Raw genomic sequence first — 3,654 nt, 5'->3', positions numbered from 1 at the left:
TCGATCTTGTTGATGACGACGATGGGCTTCAGCCCCAGCTTCAGCGCCTTGGCCAGCACGAACTTGGTCTGCGGCATCGGGCCTTCCGAGGCATCGACCAGCACCAGCACGCCATCGACCATGGAGATGATGCGCTCCACCTCGCCGCCGAAATCGGCGTGGCCGGGCGTATCGATGATGTTGATGCGCGTATCCTTCCATTCCACCGAGGTGCACTTGGCCAGGATGGTGATGCCGCGCTCACGCTCGATGTCGTTGGAATCCATGGCGCGCTCGGCGACCTTCTGATTCTCGCGGAAGGCACCCGACTGCTTCAGCAGGCAGTCCACCAGTGTGGTCTTGCCGTGATCGACATGGGCGATGATCGCAATATTGCGCAACTTCATGGAAACCGACCGTTCTGGAAAAGAAAAACGCCGGGCCGGTGCATCCGGCGCCGCGCGCGCGGCTTTATATAAACGCTTTCGCAAGTGCGAACAAGCGGCGATGCCGTAAATCGACATTGGCATATCGCGGCACGGCGATTGCTTGTCTCCCATGCGGCGGCGATACTGCCGCGGTCGAAAGCGAAGAGGCCGGCAATGAGTTCCAGTGAATTATGGCGTGCCAAGCGGCTGCGCGAACGGGTGGCGGGGCTGCGCTATACCGTGAAAACACAACGCCTCACCCCCATGAAGCTGGCTGAGGTTGAGCGCATGATCAAGAATCTGGAAGGCACCGCCGAGGAGCTGGAGCGCAAGAACAAGAAGCCGCGCCTGTTCGGCTAGGCATCTTTTGCCGCTCTGGACTCATCCCACCCCATCCGCCATATGCTTGCCGCACACACCGAGACGATTCCCGTCACGCACAGCCTGGAGTGATGGCTTCCGCCATGCCGCATCTCATCCTCTTCATGATGGCCTGCCTGCTGGGGCTGATGGTGAGCTGTGTCCTTCTTTAGAAGAATGCTTGGCTTTAGAAGCCTGCTTGGCCTGCTCATCATCGTGCTGCTGGCCGCCTGCCAGCCGCTGCCGCAGCCTTTCCAGCCGGCCGACAAGGACCGCGCGGCCAATCCGCTGCTGGACCTGCCGGGCGGCGAGGGTGTCATGGTGCTGCCGGTCACAGGCACGGCGCCCGAGGCCGGACAGGAGGCCGCCATCGCGCTGGCCCGCGCCATCGCCAAGGCGCTGAACGATCAGGGCCTGCCGGCCAGCACGACGGGCAATGCCGCCAGCCTGATCCTGCGCGGCGAGGCAGAACTGCAGGAGCGCACTGACAGCCGCGACCGGGTACGCGTAGGCTGGACTCTGTTCGACGCCGCCGGCCGCGAAATCCAGCGCCATGAGAGCCTGTGGTGGGTGAACCGCCCGCACTGGGAACGCGGCACGCAGGAAACGCTGGCCGGGATGGCCGCCGAGGCCGCCCCGGCGCTGGCCCGCGCGATCCAGGGTGAGCCGATCCGCCAGGTGCCGGTGGTGGACGGGCTGTATATCTGGTCGGTCGATGGCGCGCCGGGCGATGGCAATGTCGCGCTGAAGCGCATGGTCGAAGCCTCGCTGAAGGAACGCGGGCTGCGCATCGCCGAGGCGATGGATGAGGATGCGCTGGTGCTGCTGGGTAGCGTGGCCATCGACCCGGTGCCGAACCGGAAACAGGACAAGGTGACGGTACGCTGGAGCGTGATCCGCCTGGACGGGCGCGAAATCGGCACGGTGGAACAGTCGAACCCGGTGCCCGCCGGGGCGCTGAACGGGGCCTGGGGGCAGGTTGCCTTCCTGGTCGCGGAGGCCGCCGCCGACGGCATCGTGCAGCTTGTCCAGGAAGCCGGGCGGCGCTGAATCCACTGCCTGCGACAGCCCTTTGCCTGCCCTGTGGATGAAATCGGGCAAACTCGTTTACAGGCGCATGACAGGTTGATAAAGTCCGCGCGCTTTTGGGGTGCCTGGGCGCCTGGCGGCAGCGCGCCTGACACATCCCGGCACAAGGCGGGCAATCACGCCGGCCCTTAATTCCAGCGATTGTCCCGACGGAAAGAGCGATCTGCCATGAAAGTGTTGACGGGGAACAGCAACCGGCCCCTCGCGGAAGCGGTTTGCGCCTGCCTGAACATTCCCCTCACCAACGCCAGCGTGAAGCGATTCTCCGACATGGAGGTCTTCGTTGAAATTCACGAGAATGTGCGCGGCGAGGATGTTTTCGTCATCCAGTCCACCTCCTACCCCGCCAATGACAATCTGATGGAACTGCTGGTGACGCTGGACGCGCTGCGGCGCGGCTCCGCCCGGCGTGTCACGGCGGTGCTACCTTATTATGGTTATGCCCGGCAGGATCGGAAGTCCGGCCCGCGCACGCCGATCTCGGCAAAGCTGGTGGCCAACCTCATCACCGTCGCCGGTGCCGACCGCGTGCTGACGATGGACCTGCATGCCGGCCAGATCCAGGGCTTCTTCGACATTCCGACCGACAATCTGTTCGCAGCACCGGTGTTCACCAAGGACATCCAGGAGCGCTTCAACGGCGAGGAACTGGTCATCGTCTCGCCGGATGTCGGCGGTGTGGTCCGCGCCCGCGCCATCGCCAAGCGGCTGAATGCCGACCTCGCCATCATCGACAAAAGGCGTGAGCGCGCCGGCGTGTCGGAAGTCATGCATGTCATCGGCGAGGTGAAGGGCCGGCACTGCATCCTGGTGGACGATATCGTCGATTCCGGCGGCACGCTGTGCAACGCCGCGGTCGCGCTGATGGAAAAGGGCGCGCAGTCGGTCGAGGCCTATGTGACGCATGGCGTGCTGTCCGGCGGTGCCGTGGCGCGCATCACCTCCTCCGCGCTGAACAGCCTGGTGACCACCGATTCGATCATGGCGACCGAGGCGATGCGGGTTGCCCGCAACATCCGCCAGCTCACCATCGCGCCGCTGATCGCCGAGGCGATGCAGCGCATCAGCGAGGAACGCTCGGTCTCCAGCCTGTTCGACTAAGACATACTCTTTTGGTTGTCATTCCCGGGCTTGTCCCGGGAATCCAGGGTTCAGCAAACTCAACCAACGATCCAGTAAGCGGAAGCCTGGACCCCCGCAACAAGTGCGGGGGTGACGGTTAGAGGATAGTAGAAACTTTCTAGTATTATCCGACCGAATCGGTATATAAGGCCGCCTTCCCGCACTGACGGGACCATGCCGGCACCCTTGGAGGCCGGCAGCAGGGGTGGCGGTTGGCGCTGCCCCTTTGCCATGACTTAAGGAGTTTCAAGATGGCAGAAGCAATCACCATCGCCGCGACGGCGCGCGATCGGGCCGGTAAGGGGGCCGCCCGCGAAGCCCGTCGCCAGGGTCTGGTACCCGGCGTGATCTACGGCGACAAGCAGTCCCCGGTCATGATCAACCTCAATGCCAAGGAGCTGGAGCGCCAGCTGCGCCGCCCCGGTTTCTTCAACCACCTGTTCGAGGTGAAGGTCGGCAAGGATACGCACCGCGTGCTGGCGCGCGAGTTGCAGCAGGACCCGGTCACCGACCGCGCGCTGCATGTTGACTTCCTGGGCGTCTCCAAGAATTCGCTGATCGAGGTTGCCGTGCCGGTGCACTTCATCAACGAGACCAAGTCGCCGGGCCTGAAGCGCGGCGGCGTGCTGAACATCGTCCGCCACGAGGTCGAGGTGTTCTGCAGCCCGGAAGCCAT

5 protein-coding genes are annotated in these 3,654 nt (G+C 64.0%); 4 read left to right on the top strand and 1 reads right to left on the bottom strand.

The features are described 5' to 3' along the window. On the bottom strand, positions 1 to 386 hold a 386-nt coding region (locus MK313_RS17910; protein ID WP_287783546.1), incomplete at its 3' end, for a GTP-binding protein. Positions 387 to 581: 195 nt separating this feature from the next. Between MK313_RS17910 and MK313_RS17905 the strand changes: the two genes are divergently transcribed. The 4 genes from MK313_RS17905 to MK313_RS17890 all read left to right on the top strand — a co-directional run. Then, the gene (locus MK313_RS17905; RefSeq protein ID WP_008946079.1) at positions 582 to 767 is read left to right on the top strand and encodes a hypothetical protein; all 186 of its coding nucleotides are present in this window, start codon (positions 582 to 584) and stop codon (positions 765 to 767) included. Positions 768 to 944: 177 nt separating this feature from the next. Next, the gene (locus tag MK313_RS17900) at positions 945 to 1,817 is read left to right on the top strand and encodes a hypothetical protein (protein WP_121222188.1); all 873 of its coding nucleotides are present in this window, start codon (positions 945 to 947) and stop codon (positions 1,815 to 1,817) included. Between the two features lie 207 nt (positions 1,818 to 2,024). Further along, positions 2,025 to 2,957 carry a ribose-phosphate pyrophosphokinase gene (locus MK313_RS17895; protein ID WP_008946081.1) on the top strand — a complete coding sequence of 311 codons (933 nt, stop codon included), beginning with the start codon at positions 2,025 to 2,027 and terminating at the stop codon, positions 2,955 to 2,957. Positions 2,958 to 3,229: 272 nt separating this feature from the next. Beyond that, a partial coding sequence (locus MK313_RS17890; RefSeq protein ID WP_287783542.1) for a 50S ribosomal protein L25/general stress protein Ctc occupies positions 3,230 to 3,654 on the top strand: 425 nt, incomplete at its 3' end.

The organism is Oceanibaculum sp. (assembly GCF_022449305.1).
GTDB lineage: Bacteria > Pseudomonadota > Alphaproteobacteria > Oceanibaculales > Oceanibaculaceae > Oceanibaculum > Oceanibaculum indicum.
The sequence above is the reverse complement of the archived record's forward strand: the minus strand, read 5'-3'. Positions and strand labels throughout refer to the sequence as shown.